The 23,984-nt window shown below is 63.9% G+C and carries 19 protein-coding genes; 14 read left to right on the top strand and 5 right to left on the bottom strand.

All coding sequences use genetic code 11. The annotated features are described in order from the left end of the window. Window positions 1-33 precede the first annotated feature (33 nt). Both GGC64_RS02225 and GGC64_RS02230 read right to left on the bottom strand, forming a co-directional pair. Complete coding sequence (locus GGC64_RS02225) at window positions 34-1,719, bottom strand: GAF domain-containing sensor histidine kinase (protein WP_192722365.1); 1,686 nt, start codon at window positions 1,717-1,719, stop codon at window positions 34-36. 56 nt (window positions 1,720-1,775) lie between these two features. Next, window positions 1,776-2,504 (bottom strand): hypothetical protein, encoded by a 729-nt coding sequence (locus tag GGC64_RS02230; RefSeq protein ID WP_225951141.1) that lies wholly within the window; start codon window positions 2,502-2,504, stop codon window positions 1,776-1,778. A 107-nt stretch (window positions 2,505-2,611) separates the two neighbouring features. On the opposite strand from GGC64_RS02230, the gene GGC64_RS02235 reads away from it, so the two are divergent. Both GGC64_RS02235 and GGC64_RS02240 read left to right on the top strand, forming a co-directional pair. After that, the gene (locus GGC64_RS02235) at window positions 2,612-3,715 is read left to right on the top strand and encodes a 3-oxoacyl-ACP synthase III family protein (protein ID WP_192720821.1); all 1,104 of its coding nucleotides are present in this window, start codon (window positions 2,612-2,614) and stop codon (window positions 3,713-3,715) included. Beyond that, on the top strand, window positions 3,699-4,580 hold the full coding sequence (locus GGC64_RS02240; RefSeq protein ID WP_192720822.1) for a 3-oxoacyl-[acyl-carrier-protein] synthase III C-terminal domain-containing protein: 882 nt from the start codon (window positions 3,699-3,701) through the stop codon (window positions 4,578-4,580). The genes GGC64_RS02235 and GGC64_RS02240 overlap by 17 nt, the downstream gene beginning before the upstream one ends. A 2-nt stretch (window positions 4,581-4,582) precedes the next feature. Here GGC64_RS02240 and GGC64_RS02245 read toward each other — a convergent pair whose 3' ends face one another. Further along, a complete protein-coding gene (locus GGC64_RS02245) occupies window positions 4,583-5,017 on the bottom strand; it encodes a pyridoxamine 5'-phosphate oxidase family protein (RefSeq protein WP_192720823.1) in 435 nt (144 codons plus the stop codon). A 166-nt stretch (window positions 5,018-5,183) separates the two neighbouring features. Between GGC64_RS02245 and GGC64_RS02250 the strand changes: the two genes are divergently transcribed. From GGC64_RS02250 to GGC64_RS02300, 11 genes are all read left to right on the top strand, one after another. Further along, complete coding sequence (locus tag GGC64_RS02250; protein ID WP_192720824.1) at window positions 5,184-6,281, top strand: 4Fe-4S dicluster domain-containing protein; 1,098 nt, start codon at window positions 5,184-5,186, stop codon at window positions 6,279-6,281. Further along, window positions 6,274-7,131 carry an FAD/NAD(P)-binding protein gene (locus GGC64_RS02255; RefSeq protein WP_192720825.1) on the top strand — a complete coding sequence of 286 codons (858 nt, stop codon included), beginning with the start codon at window positions 6,274-6,276 and terminating at the stop codon, window positions 7,129-7,131. Before GGC64_RS02250 ends, GGC64_RS02255 begins: the two co-directional genes overlap by 8 nt. Further along, complete coding sequence (locus GGC64_RS02260; RefSeq protein WP_192720826.1) at window positions 7,132-7,890, top strand: oxidoreductase; 759 nt, start codon at window positions 7,132-7,134, stop codon at window positions 7,888-7,890. Beyond that, window positions 7,887-9,179 (top strand): Ni/Fe hydrogenase subunit alpha, encoded by a 1,293-nt coding sequence (locus GGC64_RS02265; RefSeq protein ID WP_192720827.1) that lies wholly within the window; start codon window positions 7,887-7,889, stop codon window positions 9,177-9,179. Before GGC64_RS02260 ends, GGC64_RS02265 begins: the two co-directional genes overlap by 4 nt. After that, a complete protein-coding gene (locus GGC64_RS02270) occupies window positions 9,176-9,622 on the top strand; it encodes a hydrogenase maturation protease (RefSeq protein ID WP_192720828.1) in 447 nt (148 codons plus the stop codon). Before GGC64_RS02265 ends, GGC64_RS02270 begins: the two co-directional genes overlap by 4 nt. Before the next feature lie 90 nt (window positions 9,623-9,712). Continuing rightward, a complete protein-coding gene (locus GGC64_RS02275) occupies window positions 9,713-10,708 on the top strand; it encodes an NAD(P)H nitroreductase (RefSeq protein ID WP_192720829.1) in 996 nt (331 codons plus the stop codon). Between the two features lie 212 nt (window positions 10,709-10,920). Then, complete coding sequence (gene arcD / locus GGC64_RS02280; protein WP_192720830.1) at window positions 10,921-12,399, top strand: arginine-ornithine antiporter; 1,479 nt, start codon at window positions 10,921-10,923, stop codon at window positions 12,397-12,399. Continuing rightward, complete coding sequence (locus tag GGC64_RS02285; RefSeq protein ID WP_225951142.1) at window positions 12,396-13,673, top strand: arginine deiminase; 1,278 nt, start codon at window positions 12,396-12,398, stop codon at window positions 13,671-13,673. The genes arcD and GGC64_RS02285 overlap by 4 nt, the downstream gene beginning before the upstream one ends. A 13-nt stretch (window positions 13,674-13,686) precedes the next feature. Further along, entirely contained in the window at window positions 13,687-14,691 is a 1,005-nt protein-coding gene (locus GGC64_RS02290; RefSeq protein ID WP_192720831.1) for an ornithine carbamoyltransferase, read from the top strand. 3 nt (window positions 14,692-14,694) lie between these two features. Next, complete coding sequence (gene arcC / locus GGC64_RS02295; RefSeq protein WP_192720832.1) at window positions 14,695-15,600, top strand: carbamate kinase; 906 nt, start codon at window positions 14,695-14,697, stop codon at window positions 15,598-15,600. A gap of 81 nt (window positions 15,601-15,681) precedes the next feature. Further along, on the top strand, window positions 15,682-16,566 hold the full coding sequence (locus tag GGC64_RS02300; RefSeq protein WP_192720833.1) for a universal stress protein: 885 nt from the start codon (window positions 15,682-15,684) through the stop codon (window positions 16,564-16,566). A 6-nt stretch (window positions 16,567-16,572) separates the two neighbouring features. On the opposite strand, the gene otsB is transcribed toward GGC64_RS02300, so the two are convergent. Both otsB and GGC64_RS02310 read right to left on the bottom strand, forming a co-directional pair. Continuing rightward, window positions 16,573-20,529 (bottom strand): trehalose-phosphatase, encoded by a 3,957-nt coding sequence (gene otsB / locus GGC64_RS02305; RefSeq protein ID WP_192720834.1) that lies wholly within the window; start codon window positions 20,527-20,529, stop codon window positions 16,573-16,575. Beyond that, a complete protein-coding gene (locus GGC64_RS02310) occupies window positions 20,526-21,521 on the bottom strand; it encodes a 1-phosphofructokinase family hexose kinase (protein WP_192720835.1) in 996 nt (331 codons plus the stop codon). The genes otsB and GGC64_RS02310 overlap by 4 nt, the downstream gene beginning before the upstream one ends. 157 nt (window positions 21,522-21,678) lie before the next feature. Between GGC64_RS02310 and ppsA the strand changes: the two genes are divergently transcribed. Then, window positions 21,679-23,949, top strand: a complete 2,271-nt coding sequence (gene ppsA, locus GGC64_RS02315; protein ID WP_192720836.1) for a phosphoenolpyruvate synthase — start codon at window positions 21,679-21,681, stop codon at window positions 23,947-23,949. Window positions 23,950-23,984: the final 35 nt, after the last annotated feature.

Consider the following 23,984-nt stretch of genomic DNA (forward strand, 5'->3'; position numbering starts at 1 on the left):
GGACTTTGGTCGTCGCCGCGGAGTTCGTATGGCCTACGCCTGCAGCGGTGCAGACCACCGCAGCGTGGTCCCGCCGCCGGGCTCGCTGTCGATCGCAAACGCGCCCCCGGCGTCGAGGGCCCGCTTCTCCAGATTGGCCAGTCCACTGCGCGTGACCGCACCCGAGATGCCGACGCCGTTGTCAACGACTTCGATCAGAAGGTCATCTGCTGCGGTGACGCTTACCGAAAGCGTGGTCGCCTTGCCGTGCCGGATGGCATTGCTGACTGCCTCGCGAACCACCGCTTCGGCCTGATCGGCCAGCGTGGGGCTGACCACCGAAAGGGGCCCGACGAACTGCGTTGTGGTGCGGACTTCCGGATTGGCGAACTGCGCGATCGCGTCATCCACGCGCTGACGCAGCCGGGTCATTCCCGAAGAGGCGCCGTGCAGATCGAAGATTGCGGTCCGGATCTCCTGGATGACTTCCTGGAGGTCGTCCACGCAGGCGTTGAGGCGATCCTTGACTTCGGGCAAACGCGCCCGCGGAATCGTTCCCTGCAGTGCGAGCCCGACCGCGAATAGGCGTTGTATCACGTGGTCGTGAAGGTCGCGTGCGATACGGTCGCGGTCCGTCAGGATGCTCAGCTCCCGCATCTGACGTTGTGTACTGGCCAGCTGCCAAGCCAGGGCGGCCTGGTCTGCGAAGGCGGCCATCATGTCGAGTTCTTCGCCGGTGAAGGGGCGGGCACCTTTCGGGCGGACCGCGACGAGAACACCGGCGACCGTATCGGTCGCGCGCAGGGGCAAGACGAGCGCGGGACCGCTGACCGTAGTCTCCCCCGCGTCCAGCTCGAATCTGTCGAAACGACCAGGAGCGCGCTGAACGTACGCTTCGCCGACAAGGGTTCCTTCGACCGGAATCGCCCGCAGCTCGGCCGCCGACCCGTCACCGGCGACGGCGGTCACGATGAGCTCATCGACCTCATTCGTAGAAAGCTCGGGATCCTCGGGTACGGCGACGAACGTCTGCTCGGCTCCACTGAGGACCCGCGATTCGTCGGCAACCAGCCGGAACACCCTGGCCGGATCGGTGCCCGACAGCAACTCGGTGCCGATGTCCCGGGTGGCCTCGATCCAAGCCTGTCGCCGCTTCGACGCCTCGTACAGTCGCGCATTGTCGATTGCGATGCCGGCCGCCGCGGCGAGGGCGTACACCAAAACCTCGTCATCCTCGCTGAACGGCTGGCCGTTCGCCTTCTCGGTGAGGTACAGGTTGCCGAACACCTCATCGCGAATCCGCACAGGCACGCCGAGGAAGGTTCGCATCGGCGGGTGGTTGGGCGGAAAGCCCACCGATGCGGCGTGGTGGGAAATGTTGTCCAGTCGAATGGGCTTGGGGTCGTCGATCAAGACGCCGAGGACGCCACGGCCTTCGGGCAGGTGACCGATCTGCTCGCGCATTTGTTCGTCGATGCCCTCGTAGATGAACTCGACGAGTTCATGTTCATGACCACGGACGCCGAGTGCGCCATAGCGGGCGTCTACCAGCTGAATGGCGGTGTGGACGATAGTGCGTAGCGTTTCGTCGAGTTCGAGCCCTGAAGTAACGACGAGCATCGCGTCGAGCAGGCCGTCGAGCCGGTCGCGGCCCTCGACGATCTGTTCGACCCGATCCTGAACCTCGACCAATAACTCGCGAAGCCGCAATTGGGACAGCGTTTCGCGGAGCGGGGGCATGTTGCTCTCAGCCCCCGGTTCGACCGGATTGGTCACCGCACCAGTGTCGCACCGGGCTAACCAGTAGGCGAAGAATTCCGCGCCAATTCGGCGATGTCGCTGATCTGCCTGACGTCGCGATACTGACACCGTACAAATGCGTTCAGCTCGTCGCGGCTCAGCTGTTCGGCGCGGTGACGGATGCCGTGCATCATCTTGCGCTCCATCACGAAATGCGCGACGTCGAACGCCGTGTGGCCGACGGCGCCACCGCTGCCGCGCACCAGCAGCCGTGTCCATCCATCTTGTTCACGCAGGTAGAAGCCCCAGCCTCCGCTGGCCTTGAACCCGCTTTGCACCCGCTCGAAATCGTCCGGCGACATCAGCAATAGATGTGAGTTCGGCTCGACCGCCGCCACCACCTGTCGCGCCACGTCGCCGTAACGCCGGGCCAGCCAGATGCTGTCACCGGTGTGGAGGTCCTGTAACTCGGCATGAACGGTGTCAGCGTTGCGAATATGGGCCCCGGCGGCTCGCTCCAACCAGGAGTAGCTGTAGAAGCCGCCGCGGCATTCACCGATCTGCGCAAGCCACGGCCACACATCGGTGACGGGCGCATCGATGGTGACGGCTCGCGTGGTGATAGCGCAATTCGGCGCGATCAGCTCGTCGCCTGGAAGCTTGGCGGCGACCTCTTCATCGGTGGCACCCCACCGGTACATCCACGGCCGCAAGGCGCCTCGATAAACCGCTATTGCGCCTGCCGCAGCCATCAATCCGCCTACCCAGCCGCGTGGATTGCCCATACAGCGACCGTAGGGCCGCCACGCGGGAGAGCTAAGGGTCCAAGGTCCCGGCCGCTGAGGCCCAAAGCGCTCTTTAATACCTCCGCGTCATCGTCGGAATATGGGGCATGCGTACGCAGTGGCTGGTGATGGATCCCTCGGCAGGCGAAGCGACTACGCCATTTCGCACGCGATTGGCCGGCGCGGGAAGGCATCTACCTGCCACACATCTGGCCACCTCCGCCTTGATGGCGACGACGCGCCACCGCACCCACATCGACCTGGAACGGTTGACGGGTATCCGGGAGCGCCGTGTCTCGGTCGGCGACGAGGACTCCTACAGCTTGGCCACCTCCGCAGCTCTCGACTGCCTACAGAGAGGCGACCGCACAGCCGAATCTGTCGATGCCGTAATCAGTTGCAGCATAACGAAATTCCGTGGCGGCCTGACGCAATGGCTGGAGCCTTCGATGGCCAGCTTCGTGGCCAAGGCGATCGGCGCCACGAACGCGATGACATTTGACGTGTCCAACGCCTGCGCCGGCATGCTGACCGGTGTCACGGTGGCCAACAACTGGATTCGGCAGGGCACGGCAAAGCGGGTCCTGGTGGTCAGCGGCGAATACATCTCTCAGCTGGGCCAGAATGCCGCGCGTCATATCCGCAACATCATGAGCAAAGAGCTCGCCTCGTTGACCCTAGGCGACGCAGGCGCAGCGCTGCTTCTCGAACGGGCCGAACCGGGTTCCGCCGGCATCACCTTGGCCGGGTTCACGACCGTCGCCGATTACAGCCGGCTGTGCCTGGCGTACCCCAAGGGTCACGAGCCCGCCGCACGGATGTTCACCGACGCGCGCGGGATCCAGAAGGCCGCGATGTCGAATACCCCTGTGTTGCTGCACGAAGTGCTTGACGCAGTGGGCATTACGATCCACGACATCGACCACGTGATCACCCACCAAACCTCGGCGCGCGCGATACGCAAGGGCATGGCAAAGATGGCCGCCTCCTTCGGCGACACCCCGCGCCACGATGCGGTGATCACCGTTGACCGCTACGGAAACACCGCATCGACGACGCACACCGTGGCTCTCGTCGAAGAGCTTGAGGCCGGACACATTCGGCCGGGTGAAACGGTGGCATTGATCGCGTTGGCGTCGGGACTGGAGATCGGCGTCGTACTACTGACCCTGGACGAGGAATTGGTGAACCGCTATGGGCACGTTGATTGATCAGGTCTCGCTCAGCCATGGCGGATGGCGCGATCGGCACAGTGCGCTGCGCGTCGCGGTAAGGGCGGCCAGTGACTGTTTGCACGACGCCGGCAAACAGCCCAACGACGTCGACCTGATCGTGAACGCAGGCATCTACCGCGACCGCAATCTGGGAGAGCCTGCGCTTGCGGCGTTGATCCAGAAGGACATCGGCGCCCATCCCGAAAACCCCCATCCACAAACGCACGGCACCTTTTCATTCGATGTTTCCAACGGAACCTGCGGAACGCTGACAGCCCTGCAGATCGTCGACGGGTTCCTCAAGTCGCGCGCCGTCGACTGCGCCCTTGTTCTGGCCAGCGACGCCGATCCCGGACACGGGATGAGCGAGCGCTTTCCGTTCTCGCCTGCGGGAGCGGCGCTGCTGTGCGAGTGGACCGATGACGACTATGGCCTACAAAGAGTTCACTGGGCAAGCAATTACGACGAAGGGGAAAGCTCCAATGCCACAGTCGGTCTCGTGGATGGCCGCAATGTGCTTCGGTTCGTCGAATCGCAAACAGTCGACACCAGATTCGCAGAGGCCGCCTGCCGGGCCGTCGACGAGTGCTTACGCGAAGCCGGACTGCGGCTCGATGACGTCGACATGATCATCGCCGCGCCTAACAGGCCCCGGTATCGGACTCAACTAGCGACATCTCTCGACGTGGCCGAGGACCGAATCATCATGTCCGACAAAAATATCCATACGGCATCGCTGGCGGCTGCGTTCAAGCAGGTCGCAGACCGCATGTGCAGCGGTGACCTCGTACTGCTGATCGCAGCAGGCGCCGGAATCACGGCGGGCGCTGCGCTGTACCGGGTTCCGGCCGGTCGGCCGTAGCCCTACGCGACGGTGAACTCGCGGTCAGGTTCTGAGCCAAACACGAATCGGCGGCCAGTGATGCGAAGCGGACGGATGAGCACATAGTGCTGCTTCACCGTTGCCGTCCATGGGAGTAGTTGCGCCCGGTCGGCCTCGCCTATTTCGTCGTCGGTGTGCAATATGCGCGCTTGGCCGCTGAGGATCACGCTCCAGCCTTCGGTGACACCGTGATCGTCGGCCTCGAACAGCACGTGATGGTTGATCGCGGCGCTGACCAGCTTGGTGCCTTCGGCCGTGCGAAACAGCACCGTGCGGTGCTGGACGACGAAGTTGACCGGGAAGATCGCCGGTTCGCCGTCGACACTTGTGACCAGCCGGCCGAGCGCAACGCTGGACAGTAGATTCCAGGATTCGGTCTCCGAGAGGATGGAGATCGGTTGAGATTCTGTGGACATGCCGGGGACGTTAGCCATGCGCACTCCGGGCGGCCATGGTCTGAAGTCCCATAAATCGAGCACCAACGGCCCCTCTGGCCGGCCCTAACACAGCGAGGACCTTTGGCCCTGATCAATGAGCCGTAAGGACCGTGTATCGCCGCCGGTCCGGGAGCACGATTGGGCCATGAGCAGCGCGGTGATCGACGCCGCTGGGTTGGCCGCACTCGTGTCCGCACTGATCGACCGCGGATACCGCGTGGTCGGTCCCACGCGGTCGGATAACGCGATCGTGCTCGAAGAACTGGCGTCCGCCGACGAGCTGCCGAAGGGGTGGGGAGTCGAGGTCGGGCCGGGACGCTACCGGTTGCGCCGACGCGGCGACAGCGCACTGTTCGGCCATTCGGCTGGTCCGCAGTCCTGGAAGCAGTTCCTCCATCCTCCACGTCAGCGGCTTTGGTCCTCCGACGGGGTAGCGCCGCAGCGGGTACGTCCAGACGCGTTCATCGGGGTTCGGGCGTGCGATCTCGCAGCGATCGCGGTGCTCGACGGCGTCCTCGGCAAGGGTGCTCACCCCGATCGGGGATTCGTGAGCAGGTTGGCAGGCACGTTCGTCGTCGCAGTCAATTGCACCGAGCCCGGCGGCCTGTGCTTTTGCGCGTCCATGCATACCGGACCCGCGGTCGGGCCGGGCTACGATCTCGCGCTGACCGAGCGCATCAGCGGTGACGACTGCATCTACGTTGTCGACGTCGGAAGCGAGGACGGTGCCGATGTGCTTGCGGCGCTTCCGCATCGCGATGCGGACACCGCCGAAATCGACTCCGCACGGGCCGAAGTCACCGAGGCGGCCAACCACATGGGTCGCGAGATGCCGGGTGACGACCTTCGGCAACTCTTGATCGACTCACGGGAGTCGCCGCGTTGGGATGAGGTGGCCGACCGGTGTCTGACTTGTGGCAACTGCACGATGGCATGTCCCACCTGCTTCTGCACCAGCGTGGAGGACGTCACCGACCTCACGGGTGACCATGCAGAGCGGTGGATGAGTTGGGCGTCATGCTTTGAATTCGATTTCACCTTCGTGCACGAGGGCAGCGTGCGCCAATCCGGGCCGTCGCGTTACCGACATTGGCTCACCCACAAGCTCGGCACGTGGCACGATCAATTCGGCACCTCTGGTTGTGTGGGCTGCGGGCGCTGTATCGCATGGTGTCCCACGGGAATTGACATCACCGAAGAGATGAACGTCTTGTCACTGCTGGCGGAGCGCGACGATGACTGATCCTGCGCAGTGGCAGACGTCCGCGCCAACGGCCATGACACCGGTGCCATACCGCGTCTGCAGCCGCGTGGCCGAGAATCACGATTCGTCGACGTTGCGGCTCGAACCGGTACTCGACGCGCTAACCGCCCCTCTGCCAGGTGAATTCATGATGATGTATGCCTTTGGTATCGGCGAGGTCGCCATCTCGGTCAGCGGCGTTCCATCCACCTCCGAGCCCATCATCACGCACACGATCCGCTCTGTCGGCGCGATAAGCCGTGCACTGCACGATGCCAAACCCGGCGCTGTGATCGGGATGCGTGGCCCATTCGGCACCAACTGGGAGCTGGCGCAGGCCGCGGGCCGTGACCTTGTCATCGTCGCCGGCGGCGTCGGACTTGCTCCCCTTCGGCCCGTTGTGCTCGGCGCTCTGGCCGACCGGGACTCGTACGGCAGGGTGACGCTGATCGCCGGCGCGCGGTCGCGAGACGACTTTCTGTTCGCCGACGAACTGCACGATTGGACGACAAGCTCGCTGATCGATGTGCACCTCACGGTTGATGTTCCAGTGCAGGGCTGGCCCGGGGAGGTGGGTTTCGTCACCGAACCGCTGCGCAAGCTGCAACTGCGGCCCGACAGCACCACCGCGTTCCTATGCGGACCCGAGCCGATGATGCGCAACAGTGCCGACACACTCATTCAAAAAGGGTTGGCCGCCAGCGACATCCGGGTTTCACTGGAACGGAACATGCAATGTGGGATTGGTTGGTGCGGGCACTGCCAGCTCGGTCCGCTGCTGTTGTGCCGGGACGGCCCCGTTGTCGGGTATGACGCCGCGCAACCCCTGCTCGCGGTCAAGGAGCTGTAGATGACCACACCGACATTGGCCGTATGGAAGTTCGCCTCGTGCGACGGCTGTCAGTTGACCCTGCTCGACTGCGAGGACGAACTGCTCACCCTCGCCGAACAAGTACAGATTTCGACCTTCCTCGAGGCATCCAGCACAATCGTCGGCGGGCCCTACGATGTCTCCCTGGTCGAAGGGTCCATCACCACCGCCGCCGACAGGCGCAGAATCCTCGAGATTCGTGAGCAGTCCGCCATTCTGGTGACCATCGGCGCCTGCGCTACGGCAGGCGGAATTCAGGCCCTTCGGAATTTCGCCGATGTCGAAGAGTTCGCCTCTGTCGTCTATGCCAACCCCCAGTACATCGACACCTTGTCGACGTCCACCCCCGCCGCTGCACACGTGACTGTCGACTACCAACTGCAGGGCTGTCCGATAGACCGCGGCCAACTGCTCGGCACCCTGGCCGCGCTGTTGACCGGACGCAAACCGCGACTGCCCGCCAAGACGGTGTGTACCGAATGCAAGCTGCGCGGGGTGACGTGTGTGGTCGTCGCCGAAGGCATTCCCTGTCTAGGCCCGGTGACGCACGCTGGTTGCGGCGCACTGTGCCCGTCGTATCACCGCGGGTGTTATGGCTGCTTCGGCCCCGCGGCGACACCCAACACCGCCGCCCTGATCCCGGTCCTGAACCGCGACGGCATGTCGGATGATGCGGTAGACCGGGTGTTTTCGACGTTCAACGTCGCCGAATTCACCGCGGAGCGGAACGACCTGTGAGCAGAGAAGTACGCACCATCTCAGTCGGCGCCCTGACCCGCGTCGAAGGTGAAGGCGCACTTCACGTCTCATTGGTCGAAGGTGAACTGGAAAGCGTCGAACTCAACATCTACGAACCACCGCGGTTCTTTGAGGCATTTCTGCGCGGCCGCTCGTACACCGAACCTCCGGACATCACCGCGCGTGTCTGCGGCATCTGCCCGGTTGCGTATCAGATCAGTGCCTCGAACGCGATCGAAAATGCCTGCGGGGTAACCGTTCCTCCCGAACTCACGGCGCTGCGCCGGTTACTGTACTGCGGTGAGTGGATCCACAGCCACGCCTTACACATCTTTTTGTTGCATATACCCGACTTTCTCGGATACCCCGACGGCATCAGCCTCGCCAAGGACAGGCCCGACCTGATCGAACGCGGTCTTGCGATGAAGAAGACCGGTAACCGGTTGATGGAACAAATTGGTGGGCGCGCCATCCACCCCGTCAACGTGCGACTGGGCGGCTTCTACTCCGTGCCCGACAAGCACGACCTCGATCCGCTTGCCGAGATGCTGCACCGCTCGCTCGACCAGGCACTCGAGGTGCTGCAGTTGGTGGCCGGGTTCGACTTCCCTGACGTCGAGTTCGACCACGAGCTGCTTTCGTTGGTCGACACCGACTCCTATCCCATCGAGAACGGCACGATCGCGCGCAGCGATGGAACCCCGTTTGCTGTAGCCGATTTCAGCGATCACGTGGTCGAGACGCAGGTCAAACACTCCACCGCACTGCACGCAACGCTGGACGGCGCGCGCTATCTGACCGGTCCGCTTGCCCGGTATTCGCTGAACTCAGCGGCGCTGTCACCCATCGCCCGTCAAGCTGCTACAGCAGCAGGGCTTTCTGCGGTGTGCCGGAATCCCTTCCGCAGCATTCTCGTTCGCACCGTCGAGGTCGTATACGCCATCGAGGAGTCGCTGCGCATCATCGCCGAATACGAACGCCCCGCGAGGCCGTTCGTCGACGTTGCGGCCCGCGCAGGCATCGGCCACGGTGTCAGCGAGGCGCCGCGCGGGCTGTTGTACCACCGCTATGAAATCGACGAGGACGGCCTCGTGCGGTCGGCAGCGATCGTGCCGCCGACCGCGCAGAACCAGGCCGCCATCGAGCACGAAATGGCAGAACTCGTGGCAGCGAATCTGACATTGGACGACGCGGCGTTGACGTCGCTGTGCGAGAAGGCGATCCGCAATCACGATCCGTGCATCTCGTGTTCGGCTCACTTCTTGACGCTGACCATCGACCGTAAATGAGCAGCAGGGCACTCGTCATCGGCGTCGGCAACGAGTTCCGGCGCGACGACGGGGTTGGGCTCGCGGTCGCCGCTGCGATCGCGCAACGCCGCCTCGAGGGTGTTGCAGTGGCGACGGTCACCGGCGAGCCGACATCGATTCTGGAGGCATGGAGCGACATGTCGCTAGTGGTCGCGGTAGACGCAGCCATGGGCCCGGGATCAAAGCCGGGCACGATTCGGCGCTGGGCGCCAGGCGATGACACCGAACCGTCCGTCGTGAGCTCGCACGCAATTGGGCTGGCGCAGACCTACGAATTGGGCAAGGCCCTCGGCCGGATACCCGGGAAATTGGTAGTGCTTACCGTCGACATCGACGACGCCGGTCACGGCGTCACGCTCACATCGGCGGTCGCCGCCGCGGTCCCCGGAGCGGTCGAAGCGGTGCTCGCCGAACTCGGGTGAACACCTGACTCATGGCTTGGGGACCAATGGCCCCTGTGAAAGCCGGGGAACGACGTTAGCGTCGAATCCACCAACGAGTAGGTGGTGACCATGACGACCCCGACACCGGACCTCGCCGTTATCCGTGACGCGGTGGAGTCGGCCTGCCGTGCGCCCTCAGTGCACAACAGCCAGCCATGGCGATGGGTCACCGACGGCCCCAGCGTTCATCTGTTCGCCGACACCAGCCGGCTGATGTCCGCCGCCGACCCGCAGGGCCGTGAGATCACGCTCAGCTGCGGCGCCGCCCTGGACCACTTCGTCGTCGCGATCGCGGCTGCGGGGTGGGACACCACCGTTACGCGATTTCCCGACCGCGACAAACCGTCTCATCTGGCGAGCATCACCTTCCGTCCCGCACCACCCGGGCCTACCGCCGCAGCGGTGCGACTCGCCGAAGCCATCCCCCGGCGCCACACCGACCGACGACCATTCGGCCAACCCGGCGACTGGACACGCATCGAAGTCTCGCTGCGCCAGGCAATCATCCCGTTTCACGTGATGTGTGATGTGGTGTTGGACGAAGCACGCCCGAAGCTGGCACAAGCTTCTCGGCTCACCCAGGAAATCAGGCAAAACGATCCCTCCTACGAAGCCGAGCTGCAGTGGTGGACATCGCCTTTCGTCACAGGCGAAGGTGTGCCGCAGAGCGCACTGGTGTCCGCAGCCCAGGCCGCCCTGGTCGAAGTCGCCCGCGACTTTCCCGCCGGGCCGACGGGTGCGTCACTCCACGGCATTCCCGACCAGTCCAAGATTGTGGTGCTCTCCACCCATCATGAGGATGCCCGGCTCGATGTGCTGCGCTGCGGAGAAGCGTTGTCGGCATTGCTGCTCGAGTGCACCGTCGCCGGGCTCGCGACGTGCACCCTGACGCACATGACCGAACTCGCCCCGAGCCGAGAAATCGTGCGCGAACTCACGGGTCAGCACGGTCTCCCACAGGTGTTGATAAGGGTCGGCACCTCACTTGACGACGAGGGCGCGGTCCAGGCCGAAACCCCGCGGCGGCCGGTCAACGATGTCTTTGACGTTCGAACGCACCACTAAAACCACCGCACGGTGGATACATCGTCGAATCAGCCTGCGGCGCAGAAGCAGCTTGCCTGCAAACAGCGCCTGGCCTGTTCTGCTTTCGCGGCTGGGACTTACGCCAATTGATCAGGGACCAAAGACTCCTCTTTTCGGCGCGCCCCGCCCATAGCGTCGATCACACGAGGCGACATCAACGACCTCGCACCGATCGAGCCTGGGAGACAACGATGTCGGAAACGCTTGTTCCACCGCCACCTAAGACCCGTCCGGTCCTTCGCGGCACAGGTCTTGGACTGACCGCACTGACGGCAATCGTGGTCGGCTCCATGATCGGCAGCGGAATCTTCGCATTGCCCTCGCAGATGGCCGCCAGCTCGGCTCCCGGCCCGCTCCTGATCGGGTGGGTGATCACCGGTGTCGGCATGTTAATGCTGGCCTTCGTCTTTCAGACCTTGGCCTCCCGCAAGCCGGAGGTCGATGGAGGTGTCTACGGCTACGCCCGCGCCGGTTTCGGTAACTACATCGGGTTCACGTCGGCCTTCGGATACTGGATGTCGGCCTGGGTGGGCAACGTCGCCTATCTGGTGTTGCTGTTCTCGACGCTGGGCTACTTCTTCCCTCAGTTCCAAGGCGGCACAACGGTTTCTGCGATCATCGGCGCGTCGGTCGTGCTGTGGACAGTGCATGCGCTCACGCTGCGCGGCGTTCAAACGGCTGCGTTTGTCAACATGCTCGTCACGATCGCCAAGGTGATCCCGATTCTCGTCTTCATCGCGATCGCGGCGGTGGGTTTCAAGGCAGGCCTGTTCACCGCCGACTTCTGGGGTAGGGCGACACAGATCGACGGGGCGCCACTGGGAGACACCATGACCCAGGTCAAGAACATGATGCTGGTCACGGTCTGGGTCTTCATCGGTATCGAGGGCGCAGCGGTGTACTCGCAGCGCGCGGCAAGACGCAGCGACGTCGGCCGGGCCACCGTTTTTGGCTTCGCGGGTGTGCTGGCGCTGCTGCTTCTGGTCAACCTGCTGTCGTACGGTCTGATGGCGCAGGCGGAGCTGGCCGGCGTGCCCGACCCCTCCATGGCGGGTCTGCTGGAGAACGAGGTCGGCAGCTGGGGCGCCGCATTCATCTCGATCGGTCTGGTCGTCTCCTTGCTCGGTGCGCTGATCGCCTGGGTGATGTTGTGCGTCGAGATCCTGCGCCTGCCCGCCAAGGAAAACGTGATGCCGAAAGCGCTTGCCCGAGAGAACAAGCACGGCGCGCCCGCGGCCGCCCTATGGCTGACCAACTCGTGTGTTCAGGCGCTGCTGCTGTGGACCCTGGCCAACGCGAGCACCTACACCAACCTGGTTTATCTTGCCACCTCGCTCATCCTGTTGCCGTATCTGTGGTCCGCGGCATACCAGGTGTTGTTGGCGGTGCGTGGTGAGACCTATGAGTCGGGTCGCGGCAGGGCACGCGACCTGATCATTGGCGTGGTCGCACTCGGGTATGCGGTGTGGCTGGTCTACGCCGGAGGCTGGCAGTACCTGCTGATCGCTGCGCTGTTCTACCTTGCCGGGACTGCGCTGTACGTCTGGGCTCGCCGGGAAAGCCATCTGCCCGCGTTCACGAGGTCGGAATGGGCTGTCGTCATCGCCGTCGCGTTGACGTCGATGGTTGCGCTGCTCCTGATGGCCACCGGCAACCTGGCCGTGCTATGACGAGCCGACAAGCCCTGAGCGGCAACGAATCTCGGTTGGGGGTGTGGTCGGAGGCGGGCCGGCTGCGACGAGTCATAGTGTGTGCACCGGGACTCGCGCATCAGCGCCTGACCCCGGAGAACTGCAACGAGCTGCTGTTCGACGACGTCATCTGGCTGCAACAGGCCCGTCGCGACCACTTCGACTTCGTCGCCAAGATGGCGGATCGCGGTGTGGAGGTCCTCGAACTGCAGGACCTACTCGCCGAGGTGCTCGAGGTTACCGAAGCCCGACAGTGGCTACTGGACCGCAAGATCACCGACGACCTGGTCGGCGCGGGTCTGACCCACGAGATACAGGCTTGGCTGACCGAGCTCCCAGCGGAACGGCTCGCAGAATTCCTGATCGGCGGCGTCGCGTACCAGGATGTGCCCGACGATGTCGCCGGTAGCTTCTTGTCGGCCTTCCGCGAACTCGACCCCGCAGGATTCGTGCTCCGCCCGCTTCCCAATACCCAGTTCATGCGCGACAACTCGTCGTGGATCTTTCACGGTGTCACGCTGAACCCGATGCACTGGCCGGCCCGCAGGCAGGAGACGCTGCTCACGTCGGCTGTCTACAAATTCCATCCTGCTTTCGCCGACGAGAAGTTCGACTTCTGGCTTTCTGATCCCGAAGCCGTTGTCCGCGACCATGGTGCGGCCACCCTCGAGGGCGGCGACGTCATGCCGATCGGCAAGGGCACGGTGGTGATCGGCATGGGGGAACGTTCGTCACATCAGGCCATCACCCAGGTCGCGCGCAACTTGTTCGCGGCCGGGGCCGCCGAACGGGTGATCATCGCAAGCCTGCCGAAGTCGCGCGCCGCCATGCATTTGGACACCGTGTTCACGTTCTGCGACTACGACCTCGTCACCGCCTACGCACCGATCGTCGATGCGATCGTGCCCTTCAGCCTGCGTCCCGACGACAGCACCGCATCAGGTCTGGATATCCGTCGCGAGCCAAAGGGACTCGTGGCCACCATCGGTGAGGCGGTTGGCGTGGACTTCCGCGTCGTAGCCACCGCAGGCGATGTCTACGGCATCCAGCGCGAGCAGTGGGACGACGGCAACAACGTGGTGGCGCTCGAACCCGGCGTCGTCATCGGCTACGACCGCAACATCCTCACCAACACCGCGCTGCGCAAGGCGGGGGTCGAGGTCGTGACCATCACCGCGAGCGAACTGGGCCGCGGCAGGGGCGGCGGCCGCTGCATGACCTGCCCCATCCTGCGTGACCCGATTTACACCTAACGAGAGAACAGCGATGCCACTCAATATCCGAAACAGAAGTCTGCTCAGCCTGGTCCATCACACCGACCGCGAACTGCTCTATCTGCTCGACCTGTCTCGGGATCTGAAACGGGCGAAATACTCGGGGGCGCAGCGACAAAGCCTTGCAGGCAGGAACATCGCCCTGATCTTCGAGAAGTCCTCCACGCGTACCCGGTGCGCGTTCGAGGTGGCCGCACACGACGAGGGCGCCCATGTCACCTACATCGACCCCGCGTCGTCGCAGATCGGTCACAAGGAGTCAATGAAGGACACCGCTCGGGTACTGGGCCGGATGTATGACGCGATCGAATACCGCGGCGCCGGCCAGGATATCGTCGAGCAGTTGGCCGAATACGCCGGGGTGCCGGTATTCAACGGTCTCACCGATGAGTTCCATCCCACACAGATGCTGGCCGACGTGCTGACAATGACTGAACACTGCCCAAAGCCATTGACCGACATCGTGTTTGCCTTCGTGGGCGATGGCCGCAACAATGTGGCCAACTCACTGCTGCTGATCGCAGCGAAGCTAGGTATGGATGTCCGCATCGGCGCGCCACCAGACTTGTGGCCAACAGACGAGCACGTCACCATGTGCCGCGACTTCGGTGCCGCCTCCGGTGCGCGCATCACGATCACCGACGATCCGCACAAAGCCGTCAGCGGCGTCGATTTCATCTACACCGATGTGTGGGTGTCGATGGGCGAACCGATCGAAACCTGGGGTGAACGCATCGACGTGCTGTTGCCCTTCCAGGTCAACTCCGTGATGCTGGCGCTGACAGGCAACCCACGAACGAAATTCATGCACTGCCTGCCGGCATTCCACAATGCCGAAACCGAGGTAGGGGCAAAGATCGCGGCTCAGTACCCAAGCCTCAGCAACGGCATCGAGGTCACCGAGGACGTCTTCGAAAGCGCGGCCAACATCGCATTCGATCAGGCGGAGAACCGCATGCACACCATCAAGGCTGTCCTCGTCGCGGCGCTGAGCTGACTGATGAGAATCGTTATCGCGCTTGGCGGCAATGCGCTCCTGCGGCGCGGCCAGCCGATGACCGCCGACAACCAGCGGGCCAACATCCGCATCGCGGCCGAGCGGATCGCCGAGGTAGCGCCCGGCAACGAGATCGTCATTGCGCACGGCAACGGCCCTCAGGTAGGCCTGCTCGCACTGCAGGCCGCCGCCTACCACGACGTCGCGCCCTACCCCCTCGACGTTCTGGGCGCCCAGACCGAGGCGATGATCGGCTACGTCATCGAACAGGAACTCGGCAACCTGCTGCCCCACGACCAACCGCTAGCCACGGTTCTGACGATGATCGAGGTGGACCGCGACGACCCCGCCTTCGGTCGTCCGACCAAGCCGATCGGTCCGCTCTACGAAAAGGAGACCGCAGAACGTCTGGCAGCCGCATGCGGTTGGACCGTCGCGCCCGACGGTGACAAGTTCCGCCGGGTCGTAGCGAGCCCAAAACCCCTGCGGATCTTCGAGATCCGGCCGATCCGCAGCCTGGTGGAGCAGGGCACCATCGTGATCTGCGCGGGAGGCGGTGGTATCCCGACGATGTACGACGAACACGGCCAGCTACAGGGTGTCGAGGCTGTCATCGACAAAGACCTGGCCGCGGCACTGCTGGCCGAACAGCTCGAAGCCGACCTTCTGGTCATCGCCACCGATGTCGACGGGGTCTATGCCGGATGGGGAAAGCCCAATCAGGAGCGGCTCGGAACGGTGACGCCCGCCGAACTCGCCGGGCTTGATTTTCCTACGGGGTCAATGGGTCCCAAGGTTCAGGCCGCATGCGACTTCGCAAAGGACACCGGCAATGAGGCTGTCATCGGGTCGTTGGATGACATCGCCAAGATCGTCGCCGGCAACGCCGGCACCCGCGTGCGGAGCTGACATCGGCCGGTGTCCAACGGCATTGCACCCGGGACCTACGGCCCTAACACCGCGAACGCGAAGGGCCCTAACGTCGCGGCTATGTCCACTTCGGTCGAACCACCCGGAATCGTCGTCGGCGTCGACGGATCACCTGTCTCGAGGGCGGCTGTCGATTGGGCGGCCCGCGATGCATCGCTGCGCAACGTTTCGCTCACCCTGGTCCACGTCGCCGGCGGGCTTCCTGGAGCGTGGGCCCGCACGCCTCCACCGATCGGCTTCGGCGAATGGCAAGAAAAGCAGGGCCGTGAGCTCATCGCAGACGCGGTCAGGACCGTTCAGAATGCCACTCGGGAATGCGACGCGATCCGGGTCAAGACCGAAATGTATTACTCTGCAACCATTCCCACGCTCGTGGACATGTCGAAAGACGCAGAGCTGGTGGTGGTGGGCTGCCGCGGCCATGGCGCGTTCGGGACTCTTCTCGGTTCAGTGAGCTCAGGGCTGATCCATCACGCTCATTGTCCGGTGGCGGTCATCCATGACGACAACCGGTTGAGCGGGCACAAGGAGCACTCGCCGGTCCTGGTGGGTATCGACGGGTCGCAGGCATCGGAGTTGGCCACCGCCATCGCGTTGGATGAGGCGTCACACCGGCACGTGGATTTGATTGCGCTGCATGCGTGGAGCGACGCCGGAGTACTCGACTTTCCTGGTTTCGACTGGTCGACGGTGAAAACTTCGGAGGAAGCGGTCATGGCCGAGCGGATGGCCGGCTGGCAGGAGGGCTACCCCGACGTGACGATTCATCGTCTCGTCGTTTGTGACCAGCCCGCGCGTCAGCTGATCGAGCAGGCGGAGTCGGCGCAGCTCGTCGTCGTGGGCAGTCACGGCCGCGGCGGGTTCGGGGGCATGCTGTTGGGCTCGGTCAGCGCTGCAGTGGTACAGGCGTCGCGCACGCCGGTGATCGTCGCGCGCCGGCCGTAGTCCGATTCAGCTCACGCCAGGGAACCGGATCGTCCGGCCGGGTGCGAGTTGCTCGATGCGGCCGCGGCATTCGATGACCACCGGCGGGAGGTCGCGGGGATCCACGCTGACTTCGGCACCCTTACCGCTGACCCGCACATGCACATGATGACCGCGATAGTGAATCGGAAATCCGAGAGCGCCAAGTGATTCCGGCCAATGCGGAGATAGCACAAGCCGATCATCACGGGTCTCCAGACCGGTGAAACACCGTTGCACGAGGTCGATGCTGCCTGCCATCGCGGCGAGGTGGATGCCCTCGGAGGTAGTGCCGCCTTGAATGTCGGCGACGTCCGACTTGAGTACCTGCTGAAAAAACTCGAGCGCCCGATCACGATTTGAGCGGGCCAGAACCCAGGTGTGCACCACGCCGCTGAGGGTTGATCCGTGCGACGTCCGAGCCATGTAGTAGTCGACCATCTTCGGAATCTGGTCGCTCCCGAACCGGTAGTCGAGTCGTTCGAGCAACTCGCTCAATTCATCTGAGGAAAGCAGATACAGAAGCATCAATGCGTCTGCTTGCTTGGACGCCTTGTACCGGTTCACGTTGTCATCTTCGGCTTCGAGGATGCGATCGAGGCGCTGGATGTTGCCATAGCGGCTCCGATAGGCATCCCAACCAAGTTCGGCCAGTTGGTCGTATCCCTCGAATTGACTGATGACATCGTCGTGAAAGGGTACGAACATCCGTCGGCTGACGTGGTCCCAGCGCGCCAGTTCCTCGTCTGTCAATCCCAACCTTTCCCGGAAATCGAGCCGATTGGGCAGCGGCATCAGTGCCAGCGCGTCGAGCGCCCGCAGGATCACCCAGACCGCCATCACGTTGGTGTATGCGTTGTTGTCCACCCCGTCGTACGGCTTGTCCGGATAGCCCGAATGAAACTCGTCGGGGCCGATAACACCGGTTATGCAGTACCGATGGCGGCTTTCATCAAGGGTCGCCCTACTGGCCCAGAATCGGGCGATTTCTGCGAGCATCTCTGCGCCGTAGTCGATGAGGTATGCCAGATCTCCCGTGACCTGGTAGTACTGCCAGACGTTGTAGGCGACGGCGATACCGATGTGGTGTGCGCGGTTGCTCGGGTCGGGATTCCACCGACCCGATCGCGGGTTGAGGTGCAGTTCCGGGCTTTCCTCACGTCCATCAGTGCCTGATTGCCACGGGAACATCGCGCCGGCATAGCCGGCGAGCTTCGCCGCGCGTCTTGCCTCCGTCAGCCGTCGGAACCGATACCGCAGCAACGAACGGGTGACAGTTGGCAGCCTGAGGTTCAGGACTGGGAAGATGAAGAGTTCGTCCCAGAAGATGTGCCCGCGATACGCCTCACCGTGCAGTCCGCGTGCGGGCACGCCGACGTCGAGGTCGTCGCTGTTGTATGAGACCGTCTGTAATAGATGAAGCACGTGTAGCCGCAGAATCCGTAATTCGTCAGCGTGGTCGTCGAACTCGATCGACATGCGCTCCCAGAGATGGGCCCAGGCAAGCATGTGCGCATCGCGAATCTCCGCAAATCGACCTTGCCCCAGCAGGTTTCGTTCGGCTCCGACCGCCGGATCGGAGGTGGCGACGTCGCGCCCGGTGACCAAGGCAACGACCTTCTCCACCGACACCGGCTGGCCTGCGAGCAGGTCGGTAGCGATTTCATGGCCGATCTCGAAGCCGTCGCCGATGAGACGGTACGTGGCCGGCACCGCTGTGCCGTTGCGCCACAGAATGGTCCGGGCTGCCACCGCCACCGGGATTCGCGACTGTGTGGTCTGCGCCGTAAGTAGCACCGAGTTCTCCGACAGCGCGCGAGTGGTGAGGGATCCGAGGTGGCTGCTTGCCAGCTCTCGGTACCGTTCAACGCCGCAGTTTTGCACATTGCCGTCGATACTCGAGCGGATTTCAATGCGCCCCGACCAATCCTCGGCGAGGATCGTCGTTTCGAGCGCGGCAATATGCGCCTGGTTCATGGCCACGAATCGGTGCTGAGCGACCGACGTGGTGCGGCCCGCATCATCGCGGAAACGGAACTCACGCAACAGTATCGCCCCGCGAAGGTCGAGCGTCTGGCGATAGGACAACAACGTGACGGCGTCGATGTCGAACCAGTCACCGCCATCGAAGCGGAAGGTCAGCGGAAGCCAGTTGGGCAGGTTCACCAGGCTCTCGTGCCCGGTCTTTCGGCCGTCGATGGTGTCGTCGAGTCGGTTGTAGACACCCGCCGCATAGGTCGCCGGGTAATGAACCTGACCGGCCTTCGCCTCCGGGGCCGCTCCCCTGGTAGCGAAGCAACCGTTGCCGACCGTGCATAACGCCTCGCGAAGCTTCTCGCCGTGCGGGTCGTAGCCGTCGAACGTGAATGTCCAAGCGTCGTTGGCGGCTTGTTGCTCGTATGCCAGCCAATTGCCGCCGCGGCGCAGAAACTCACATACCTCCGATGGACTGTTGAGAGAGAACTGCGCCGCGGTGGGACGGCCACCGTCCTCGTCATGGCGCACCACCACCCCGATGCCGTTGAATCGAACGGTGTCGAAGGCGTCCTCGTCCGTCAGGTCGTCACCGATATAGATCGGCAGCACGCGGCCGGCCTGGTGGATCGTTTCGTGGATCCAGAGCAGTGCCGTTCCCTTGTTCCAGTCGATATCCGGCCGCAGCTCAACGACTTTGCGGCCACCAGTAACCCGCAAGCCATGTCGGTGCCCATGTCGATGCGCGGCTGCGACAACTTCGCCGACCCGCTCCGGGGTCACGTTGCGGTAGTGCACTGCGACGGCGTACCGCTTGTGTTCGATGCGCGCTCCCGCGACGTCTCTCAGCTCATCACGCAGTTCGGTCGCGGCCGCCGCGAGAACAGGCACTGCACCGGCGGCCGCGTCGTTGTGGTGGTGGGTGCCGTCCGGTCCGATGAGCTCGAACCCATGGCTGCCGGCGTACCACAGGCCGGGCAGGCCTATCCGTTCGCGGATATCTGCGAGGTCGCGTCCGCTGAGGATGGCTACGGGGAACTGCGCGGCGAGGTTTTCCAGGGCCTTGGCGGCGCCGGGAACGAGGGTGGCCACATCGGGATCCGCCACGATCTCCGAAAGGGTTCCGTCGAAGTCCAGACACACGAACGGTGTCCTGCCGCCGACCACGCCGATCAGTTGGCCGTAGGCGTCGAGCGCATTGGGAAGGTCTGGCATACGTGTGTCGCCGGTCCGCACCGCGACCTCGGCGAGGTCGGGCACCACCACGTCCGCGCCGCAGCGCAACAATTCGTCGGCATCCCCGGTGCGATCGACACCGACCACCATCGCGAATCCGCCCCTACGTCCGGCATCCACGCCTGCTTCCGCGTCTTCGACCACGACCGTCCGCTGTGGGATGGCAGCCAATCTGCTTGTGGTCTCGAGCAAAACGGCCGGATCCGGCTTACCGGGCAGTCCGAGGGCTTCAGCGACCACGCCGTCGACGCGAACGGTGAAGAGGTCTTCGAGTGCGGCCTCCTTGAGAATGCGGTCGCAGTTGCGACTCGACGAGTACATCGCCGTTTTGACCCCGGCGTGGACAAGCTTGCGCACCAGAGTGACCGTCGACTCGAACACGGGCACCCCGTCCTCGACGCGCTCGAGGAAGAGCTGTTGTTTGCGGTTGCCCAGTCCCCACACGGTGTCCTCGGTGCTGTCGGACGAGTCTCCCGGTCGCAACGAAATCCCTCGTGAGGCAAGGAAATCCGTTATGCCGTCCTGACGTGGCTTGCCGTCGACGAACTGGCGGTAATCGTGGTCACTGAACGGAGAAAGGTCCTCGTGGTCACGCGCGGGTCGTCGCGCCAGGAATTCGTCGAAGGTGGCGGCCCAGGCGGCGGCGTGAATCGATGCGGTGTCGGTCACGACGCCATCGAGATCGAAGATGACGGCGTCGTGCAACCGTGGATCGACGGTCACGGGAGGATTCATCGGACCACCGCCTTCTCGATTGCACCGCCATGCACGGTCTCGACTTCCACGGGATCGGGCGCAACTTCGAAAAGCCGCTCGGCATCGGCCCGAGTGCACGGCTGGGTACCCGGAGTCAGCAGCATTGCTGCACCCACGGCGATTCCGTAGCGAACCGACTTGCTCAGCGACCACCCGCGGCTCAACCCCACCGTGATGGCCGCGACCATCGCATCGCCTGCCCCTACCCCACTGAGCGCACGCATGGGGATGGCGGCGAAGCGCAGGTCCCCTTCGACCGTGGCGAGTACGGCGCCCTCGGCTCCACGCGACACCACAACGGCCTCGGCCTGTCCACAATCAATGATCTCGTGAGCGGCGGCCACCTGTTCGGATTCGGTCAACAGTGGCCGTCCAACGCACTCGCGCAGTTCCCGCACGCTGGCCTTGAGCAGATACACCCCGGAGGTGATGTGTCGAAGTCCGCCACCGGATGTGTCGAGCACGAATTTCACGCCGATCTCGCGGCAGATCAACGCCACCTGCTGATAAAAGTTCACGGGAACACTCGGGGGCAGGCTTCCGCTGGCTACGACGAACTGGGCTGATACCGCCGCCTGCCGAAGCTCGCCAAGGCACTGCTGTTGCTCGCGAAAAGAAATAACCGGTCCCGGTAGCACAAACCGGTATTGCACGCCGGAGCTGATCTCGTTGACGGTGAAGCTTTCCCGCGTCGCAGCCGCGATCCCGGTTGGACGGATGGGCACACCACTTTGGCCGAGAAGGTCGGTCAACATGTCACCGGTCGGACCACCGGCGGGATACACCGCTGTCACCGACTCCCCTAACACATGGGCGATCTTCGCGACGTTGATCCCCCCGCCGCCCGCGTCGTACTGAGCTGCGCCACAACGGATCTTGTCAGTCGGTCGCACCCGATCGGCGTTGGTACAGATGTCCAACGCAGGGTTCATCGTCAACGTGACGATCGATGGTGCCGTCGTCGGGGCCATGACGTCGATCCGACTACGTCACCGAGTTTGCCGCTAGGGAAAGAAGTCCCACGTCCGAAAGCAGGGACTTAGTGCCCTATGCAGTCGTGACCTTCAGCGCGCCGGATGTGGTCCTCGGACGCTAGGTCTGTCGATCGCTGTGGAAAAGGCTTAGACCATGCAAAGCGACACCTACGTTCGGGATATCTCTACGCTGCGAATCACCGACGCCGAGGAGGCGGGCGGCAAGGGTGCGAACATGGGCGAGCTCGTGGCAGCCAACCTGCCCGTACCGCCCGGCTTCGTCCTGTTGCGCGACTGCTACCGCGATTCCATGCGAGCAGGCGGCGTCGACGCGGAATTGAGCACGCTGCACCGGGAGGCACTTGACCACGTCGCCGACACGACACATCTGGGCGAACTGTGTGATCGGATGCAGGGTCTGGTGCAAAAAGCCGGCGTTACCGACACCGTGCACGACTTGATCCTCGCGGCGTATCACGCACTCGACTCCGATGCTGTGGTCGCCGTGCGTTCGTCAGCGACCGGCGAAGACGGCCGCGATGCGTCCTTCGCGGGCATGAACGCGACCCTGACCAACATCACCGGCGACGAGGGTCTCATCGAGGCCGTTCTTCGATGCTGGATGTCATTGTTCAGCCCCCGGGTGATCACCTACCGCGCGAGCCGGGACTTCACCGGTGACCCTGCGATGGCGGTCGTGGTGCAGCAGATGGTGAACTCCGAGAAGGCCGGCGTCGCATTCACCGCCGACCCGAGCAACGGGGCCCAAGATCGAGTCGTCATCGAGGCAGCGTTCGGCCTCGGTGAGGTGGTGGTGTCCGGAGAGGTCGAACCCGACACCTACATCGTGTCAAAAGAGAACCTCGCGGTGCTCGATACCCGCCTGGGGCACAAGACGTTCAAGATCGTGCGCGGCCAGGACGGTCAGGACACGATCGTCGATCTCGATGAAGCCCAGGCCGACTCGCGGGTCCTGAGCGACGACGAACTGCGTGCCATTGCCACGCTTGCGATCGCGACCGAGCAGCACAACGGCTGCCCACAAGACACCGAATGGGCTGTCTCCGATGGCAGGACGTATTTGGTGCAAGCCAGGCCGATCACGACTCTGCGCCACACGGTCGCTCCGCGGTCGGAAAAGCATGCCGTCCTGGCACGGGGACTGGCCGCGGCACCCGGCACGGCGTCCGGCAAGGTCCGAGTTCTGCAGACTCCCGACGAGGGCGACCGGTTGCTCGAGGGCGAGATCCTGGTTGCGCAGATGACCAATCCGGATTGGCTGCCCACCATCCGTCGTGCCGCCGCCTTGGTGACCAACACCGGCGGCATGACGTGCCATGCCGCGATCGTGGCCCGCGAGTTGGGGGTTCCGTGCGTGGTCGGAACGCGGACGGCGACCACCGATCTGCATGACGGCACAACGGTGACCGTCGACGGTACTCACGGACAGGTGCTGTCCGGCCGGGCTGACGCTGCGCCGGCGCTGTCGGTAACCGATCGACGCGAGTCGGTCGCCTCGTCGGTGGAAGTCACCGGAACCAAGGTCTACGTAAACCTGGCCATGCCGGACTCCGCTGAAGCCGTTGCAGCACAGGGCTCGGACGGCGTCGGCCTGCTGCGCGCCGAATTCATGTTGACCGAGGCGCTCCGCGGACGTCATCCGCGCGATCTGATCGCCCACGGCGAGCAAAGCGTCCTCGTGGACGGAATGGTGGAATCGGTCGGGCGCATCGGTGCGGCCTTCGCTCCACGACCGGTGATCTACCGCGCAACCGACTTCCGCACCAACGAGTTTCGTGGCCTGGTCGGCGGCGAGGCATACGAGCCTGTCGAACACAACCCGATGATCGGATACCGCGGATGCTACCGATACGTAAAAGAACCGGACCTGTTCGCGCTCGAATTGCAGGCCCTGGCCCGCGTGCGTGAACAGTCGCCGAACGTGCACGTGATGATTCCGTTCGTGCGAACCCGGTGGGAACTCGAGGAATGCCTGTCGTTGATAGACGCCAGCCCGCTGGGCCGCCAACGCGGACTGCACCGTTGGGTGATGGCCGAAGTACCATCGGTGGTGCATTGGCTGCCGGAGTACATCGGCATGGGTATCGACGGCGTCTCCATCGGCAGCAACGACCTGACTCAACTCGTACTCGGTGTCGACCGGGATTCCGACATCTGCGCCGAACTGTTCGACGAGTCCGACCCCGCCGTACTCGACGCGATCAGCCAGATAATCGGCACCGCAAGAAAACTCGGTATCACCTCGTCACTCTGCGGTCAGGCGCCATCGACCAAGCCGGCGTTCGCCGAGCATTTGGTGCGAATGGGTATCACATCGGTGTCGGTGAATCCCGATGCGCTCGATGCAGCCCGGCGGACAATAGCGGCTGCCGAGCGGCGCGTGCTCCTGGAATCGGCACGGTAAGCCACCCTTGGGTCAGGGTGGCTTACCGCCCCTAT

This window comes from Mycobacterium sp. OAS707 (assembly GCF_014873705.1).
GTDB lineage: Bacteria > Actinomycetota > Actinomycetes > Mycobacteriales > Mycobacteriaceae > Mycobacterium.